4 protein-coding genes, 1 tRNA gene, 2 pseudogenes and 1 riboswitch are annotated in these 6,016 nt (G+C 69.2%); of the genes and pseudogenes, 4 read left to right on the top strand and 3 right to left on the bottom strand.

The window, feature by feature from the left end; genetic code table 11:
• Positions 1-7 precede the first annotated feature (7 nt).
• From trmB to BGN98_RS09535, 3 genes and pseudogenes are all read left to right on the top strand, one after another.
• Positions 8-754, top strand: coding sequence for a tRNA (guanosine(46)-N7)-methyltransferase TrmB (trmB, locus tag BGN98_RS09525; RefSeq protein WP_288121103.1), 747 nt, complete (start codon positions 8-10; stop codon positions 752-754).
• A gap of 47 nt (positions 755-801) precedes the next feature.
• Positions 802-1,504: pseudogene (locus BGN98_RS09530) on the top strand (CPBP family intramembrane glutamic endopeptidase).
• A gap of 22 nt (positions 1,505-1,526) precedes the next feature.
• Positions 1,527-1,593, top strand: a riboswitch (guanidine-III (ykkC-III) riboswitch).
• A gap of 10 nt (positions 1,594-1,603) precedes the next feature.
• Positions 1,604-1,823: pseudogene (locus BGN98_RS09535) on the top strand (DMT family transporter).
• 24 nt (positions 1,824-1,847) lie between these two features.
• On the opposite strand, the gene BGN98_RS09540 reads toward BGN98_RS09535, so the two are convergent.
• Both BGN98_RS09540 and BGN98_RS09545 read right to left on the bottom strand, forming a co-directional pair.
• Complete coding sequence (locus BGN98_RS09540) at positions 1,848-3,956, bottom strand: bifunctional lysylphosphatidylglycerol flippase/synthetase MprF (RefSeq protein WP_288121105.1); 2,109 nt, start codon at positions 3,954-3,956, stop codon at positions 1,848-1,850.
• Between the two features lie 58 nt (positions 3,957-4,014).
• Complete coding sequence (locus tag BGN98_RS09545) at positions 4,015-4,176, bottom strand: hypothetical protein (RefSeq protein ID WP_288121107.1); 162 nt, start codon at positions 4,174-4,176, stop codon at positions 4,015-4,017.
• Between the two features lie 127 nt (positions 4,177-4,303).
• On the opposite strand from BGN98_RS09545, the gene BGN98_RS09550 reads away from it, so the two are divergent.
• Positions 4,304-5,557 (top strand): LCP family protein, encoded by a 1,254-nt coding sequence (locus BGN98_RS09550; RefSeq protein ID WP_288121109.1) that lies wholly within the window; start codon positions 4,304-4,306, stop codon positions 5,555-5,557.
• A 201-nt stretch (positions 5,558-5,758) separates the two neighbouring features.
• Here the strand turns inward: BGN98_RS09550 and BGN98_RS09555 are convergent.
• Positions 5,759-5,831: transfer RNA gene (locus BGN98_RS09555), tRNA-Arg, on the bottom strand.
• Between the last annotated feature and the right edge of the window lie 185 nt (positions 5,832-6,016).

Here is a 6,016-nt window from a genome sequence, read left to right on the forward strand (position 1 = left end):
TGGTCGGATGCCGCACGAGACAGATGCTCCCCGTTTCCGCGACAAGCCCGTCTCGTTCGTGCGCCGCAGCGGCCGGATGAGCGACGCGCAGGAGCGCGCCTGGGCGGAGCTGGCCTCGCGGTACGTCATCGACGTGCAGCGCGATGCCGCGGCGACCAGCGTGCTTCCGGGGACCTCGATCGTGCCCGCCGAGGTGTTCGGCCGCGCCGCGCCCCTGACCGTGGAGGTCGGATCGGGCCAGGGTCATGCGATCGTCAGCGCTGCGGCCGCCGCGCCCGACCGCGACTTTCTCGCGGTAGAGGTGTTCCGCGCGGGGCTCGCGCGCACCATGCTCGATGCCGACCGCGCCGGCATCCGCAACCTCCGTCTCGTCGAGGCGAACGCCCCCGAGGTCCTCGAGCACCTGCTGCCGGAGGCCAGCGTGGACGAGTTGTGGATCTTCTTCCCCGACCCCTGGCACAAGGCCAAGCACAACAAGCGTCGACTGATCGCGCCGCCGTTTCCGCCGCTGGCGGCACGGGCGCTGCGCGACGGCGGACGCCTGCGGCTCGCGACCGACTGGGAGGACTACGCGCGGCAGATGCGTGAGGTCCTGGCCGATGCCGAGGAGTTCGTCCCGGCGTTCGACGGTGAATGGGCCGAGCGGTTCGACGGGCGCGTGATGACGGCGTTCGAGCGCAAGGGCATCGCGAAGGGTCGCGAGATCCGCGACCTCGTCTACCGCCGCCTGCCGCGCGCGACGTCCGACGCGTGAACGCGCCGTCGACCGTGACAGAGGGCGCCGGCGCACGGCGGCTCGGGATGGGCGTCATTCCCGCCGGGGCGGTGTGCCTGGCCGCCCCGGCGTTCTTCGTCTTGCGCCAGCCGCTACTCGGCATCGCCCTTCTGGTCGTCGGGGTCGCGGGCGCGATCGCCCTCGAGCGGGGCCGGGTCGCGGCATCCACGCCGTCGCTCGCGCGGGATCTGTCGCTCATCGCGATGGGGATGCTGGTGGTGAGCTCGATCTCGCTGGAGGCGAAGCTCGACACCGTCTCGATGCTGCGATTCACTCTGGCCCTGGGCGGCGCGGTCGCGTTGCCGTACGCCGTGTCGCGATGGGTCTACTGCGATCGCGCGATCCGCTTCCCCTGGCGCGGCGGTGGACAGCCCCGACCTCATCGCCCGGCTCTTCGTCGGCGTCGGCGCCGTGGGCATCTGGGACGAGCTCTTCTTCATCTGCACGGTGTTCGCACTGCTGCGTCGCCATCTCCCGGATGCCGCGGCCAATCTGCTGCAGGCGGTCGTGTTCGTCTCCTTCCTCTGGGAGCTCGGCTACCGCGCCTGGGGGCCGGTGCTCACCATCCCGTTCGCTCTCCTGCAAGCGGTCATCTTCCTCAAGACCCGTTCGCTGGGCTACGTCGTGACGGTGCATCTGCTCTTCGACGCCGTCGTCTTCGCGGTCCTCGTGCACGCACACAATCCGGGGCTGTGGGACGCGGTCTTCCTCGTCGCGCCCGGCTCGTGATCAGGAAGAACCGCTAGTCTGCACGAAGACCCCGACAGGGTCTCCGGACGAGGGATCCCAGTACCCGGTGAGCGACAAGACTGGCCGGAAGGTCACGTCATGTCCTGGGTCATCCTCATCGTCTCCGGCGTTCTCGAAGCGGTCTGGGCGACCGCGCTCGGCACGTCCGAAGGTTTCAGCCGACGTCGGTATCGGGGCCTCGCTCACCGTCGCCTACGCCATGATCACCGGCGACGAGCAGTTCTCGCTCGTGCGGCTGCTGCTCATCCTCGGCCTCGTCGGGTGCGTCGTCGGACTCACGCTCGTCGGTCACGACTGAGCGCGCCGCGGCATCCGTCGACGCTCAGCGCTCGCCGCGCAGCAACTCCAGCCCCGCGCTCGCGAACTGCCGCGTCGTCGCGGAGGGCAGGAACGCGCGCGCGAGTCCCGCCCCGATCCGCGGCAGGTCGGCCTCGTCGCGGAACAGCAGCGACATGGTCTCGTAGCGCGGGTGGAACTTCTGCTTGAAGCGGTGCAGCGACTGGAACCCGTACACCGACTCGAGCGCGTCGGACAGGCGCGTGCTCAGCGCCGCGAGCCCCTGGGCCTCGGGCGGGTACTCGTGGGTGAGCGGCGCGCCGGACAGCGACATGAACTCGGCACCCTCGTCGCGGAAGGCGACGGCCGAGCTGCCGATGAGGTACTCCATCACCGGCCCGAACCCGTGCTCGCGGCGGCGCATCAGGTCAAGCGTCCAGCCGCGCACGACGCCTTCGCCGTACACCGGCATCCACGACAGGAAGCCGTGCACATCGCCGCGCGCGTCGAGGGCGAGCGCGATGCGCACCTCGGGATCGTCCGCTTCGGCGAGCGTTCCCAACGTGAAGCGCATCTCGGGCAGCTGCTTCTCGCCGACCCACTGGTTCGAGATCGCCTGCAGCTGCGTGCGCACGCCCCACGACTCGTCGCGCAGGTGCGTCAAGCGGAAGGCCATCTCCTCGCGGCTGGCCCGGTTGAGGGTGGTGCGCACCGAGTTCCACCGCTTGCCGGTGTAGGCCAGACCCGGCAGGTCGACGATCGTGTCGTCCGCGACGACGAGCGCGCGCCACGAGTCCGGCACGGCCGCCTGCGTGGCGGCTCCCGCGCTGAAGAAGCACGGGATGAGGGCCGCCTCCTCGGATGCCGCGATGAACTCGGCCACAGAGGCGGCCCGTCCCTCTTCGGGCCCGAGCGGGTCGGCGAGGGCGATCGCCGCCCCGGCGCGGATCTGATACGCGACGACGCCGGTGCTCGTGCGCAGGTAGCTGTTGCCCTCCCACGTCGTCATCCACGACAGCGTGCCGCCGCCGTGCGTGCGGATGAGGTCGGCGACCTCGGCGGTGCTCGGCTGCGCGCCTGGCGCCCCGAGCGCGCTGCGTCGGGCGCCGGAGAACGCGGCGCGCACCACGATCAGATAGACGAGCAGCACGAGCGCGATCAGGCCGCTGCCGATCTCGATCGCCGTCTCGCCGTCGACGGGGACGCCGAGGTCGAGCCGCACGTCCGTGACGATGACCGCGAGCAGCGCCGCGGCCAGGATGTTCAGCGCCAGCAGCACGAGAGCGCAGATCCACGCCCAGCGCCGCGCGCGCCGGAGGCCCTGTGCGATCACGAGCACCACGACGACGTCGATGGCCGTCGTCGTCCAGTCGCTGGAGAGCGGGTCGGTGGTCCCGAACGGGCCGTCGGTAGGGATGAGCGTCAGGATCACTTCGATGCCGACGAAGGCGAGCATGCCGATGAAGGCGATCAGGCGCTGCTCGCGGATGGTGGCGCGACGCGGTCGCAGGGTCCGATCGAACGCGAGCACGACGAGCACGGCGATGAGGTGGGAGAGGTCCGCCACGGTTCCCAGCACGAGGACGCCGACGATGACGACCGCGATGAGCACGAGCCATGCCCGCAGCCGCCACGACGAGGCGAGCAGACCGATCACGGCGGCGATGCATGCGAAGGTGCCGCCGCTGGCACCGACATCGAGCGTGGTGGCGGTGTCTTGCACCCACTCCCAGCCGGAGAAGACGCTGAGCGCGGCCAACAGCAGCGATGTCGCCAGGACGGCGACGATCTGGCCGACCCAGAAGTACGCGAGGGCCACCCGGGTGCCGCGGGCGTACTCGAGCACACCCATCCCGATGAATCCGATCAGGGTCGGCAGGAACAGCCAGGGCTCAGCGACGAAGAACGTGCCGGTGATCGGCGTCCACCATCGACCGGCTTCGAGCGCGGGCAGACCGTACGCCCACGTGTCCATGCCTGCGCTTTCGTCGAAGGGCGACCACAGGCCCTGCGAAAGGAGGCCGACGATGAACACGGCGGCCACGGTGAGCAGCGTGGCCGGCAGATGGCGCACGAGACGCACGAGAGCGTGGGCCCGCGTCGTCGCGAGCTGATCTGCGCCTGCGGGGGAGGCGGCAGGCGCTGTCTCCGTCATGCCTTCACCGTACCGGCAGCGACGGTCACCGCGTCGTCTCCGGGCGGTCGCCGAACGCTCAGAAGCGAGCCAGCAGAGCGGGACCGAAGACGAGGAGGGCTGCGGCGGGAACGACGAGCAGGCCGATGGCGATGACGCCGATCGCCACCATGCTTCCGAGCACCGAGAGGATGGCGGCGCGGAGGGAGGACGAGGAACGGGTGAGGCTCGAGGTGGTCATGTCTCGACGCTATGAACCGCAGGGCGGGCTCCACATCGTGCCGCGGGTGCATCGGCATCCCCCGGGAGGATAATCCTCCCAGGCCTCTCACACCGGGGCGATAGGTTGCCTCTGACACGATCTGTCGGTGTCTCGAACGTCTCGTCCCGTCTCACGCCGCGTGCAGATCCGGCGCCGCCGGGTGACCGTGGGAGTTCTCGCCGTGTTCGTCGCAGCCGTCATCGCGGTGGTGGCCGTCGTGGCCTCCGACCTCAACGGCATCCACCGCTCCGACATCGCGATGCCGTCGGCCAGCCCCGGGGTCGCGCAGAACACGGGTGAGGTCAACATCCTGGTGATGGGACTGGACAGTCGCGTCGATCAGGACGGCAAGCCCTTCCCGCAGGAGATCTACGACGCGATCCACGCGGAGGATGAGAGCGTCGGCGGCTACAACACGAACGTGCTGATGTTCATCCACATCCCGGCCAACGGCGGCAAGGCGGTCGGCATTTCGATCCCGAGGGATGACTACGTCGACTACGCGAACGCACCCGACGGGGTCACGAAGGGCAAGATCAAGGAGGACTACGGCCGCACGTTCCAGGCGACGTACGACGAGCTGACCGGCAACGGTACCGACGAAGCGACGGCGTATCAGCGGGCCCGCGACGCGGCGCGGCAGGCACAGATCCAAACCGTCTCGTCGTTTCTCGGCGGGGTGCGCATCGACCACTTCGTGGAAGTGACGATGGCCGCGTTCTATCGCGTCGCGCAGGCGGTGCAGCCGATCACGGTGTGCCTCAACCAGGCGACGGCCGACACGTTCTCGGGTGCGAACTTCGCCGCGGGGATGCAGCAGATCGATGCCGCGCAGGCGATGGCGTTCGTGCGGCAGCGTCGCGACACGCAGTACGAGAACGTCGATCTCACCGACCTCGACCGCACGCGCCGGCAGCAGGCGTTCATGATCTCGCTCGCGGTCAAGCTCAAGAGTGCGCAGACGTTCACGGACTTCGGGGCGATGCGCTCGCTCATCGACACGGCGAAGCAGTACGTCGCGATCGATCAGGGCTTCGACCTGCTGAGCCTCGCGAGCACCGCGCAGCGCCTCGCCGGCGGTGACATCACCTTCCAGACGCTGCCGGTCGAGCGGTTCGGCACGATCGACGGCGAGAGCGTCAACATCGTCGACCAGGACAAGATCGCGGGCATCGTGCGCGACCTGCTCAACCCGCCGTCGCCGACCGCCGCGCCGACCGACGCCGCGAGCGACGCGCCGAGCTCTCCCTCCGACGGGGGAGACGGATCGTCGCCGTCACCGTCGGGTTCGCCGACCCCGCAGAGCTACACGAACTCGCAGCAGCCGATGGTCTCGGGTGCGGTGCCCTGCGTCAACTGACCCTCGACGGGTCCCTGGCTGCGCGCCCTGTCGATGGCGTCGGGTGTCGCGTACCCGTGGGGGCCGCCGAGTAGCTCACGTCGGCGATGGTGGCGCACAGTGTGAGCGCGTGTGCCGTTGCCTCGTGAAGACGACGATGATGCGCGTGCGCGCGGTCACCATGGGCGAGATCGTACGACAGCCGACCTCGGATACGTGGAGTGCCCCCGACAGGAATCGAACCTGCGACCTTTGGTACCGGAAACCAACGCTCTATCCCCTGAGCTACGGAGGCGTACCGATCGAGAGTATCACCGACGACGGCTCCGCCACGCCGCCGGTGGCCCGGATCTGCGGCGATCGACGGTCGGCGGGGGTGCGTTGCGGCATCTGTGATGTCTCAGGACATGGGTGACAGTTCTGTATCAGGACATCGGTGACAGTTCGTGTGTCAGGACATTGGTGACACTTCTTTCTTCT

This window comes from Microbacterium sp. 69-7 (assembly GCF_001897985.1).
Lineage (GTDB): Bacteria > Actinomycetota > Actinomycetes > Actinomycetales > Microbacteriaceae > Microbacterium > Microbacterium laevaniformans.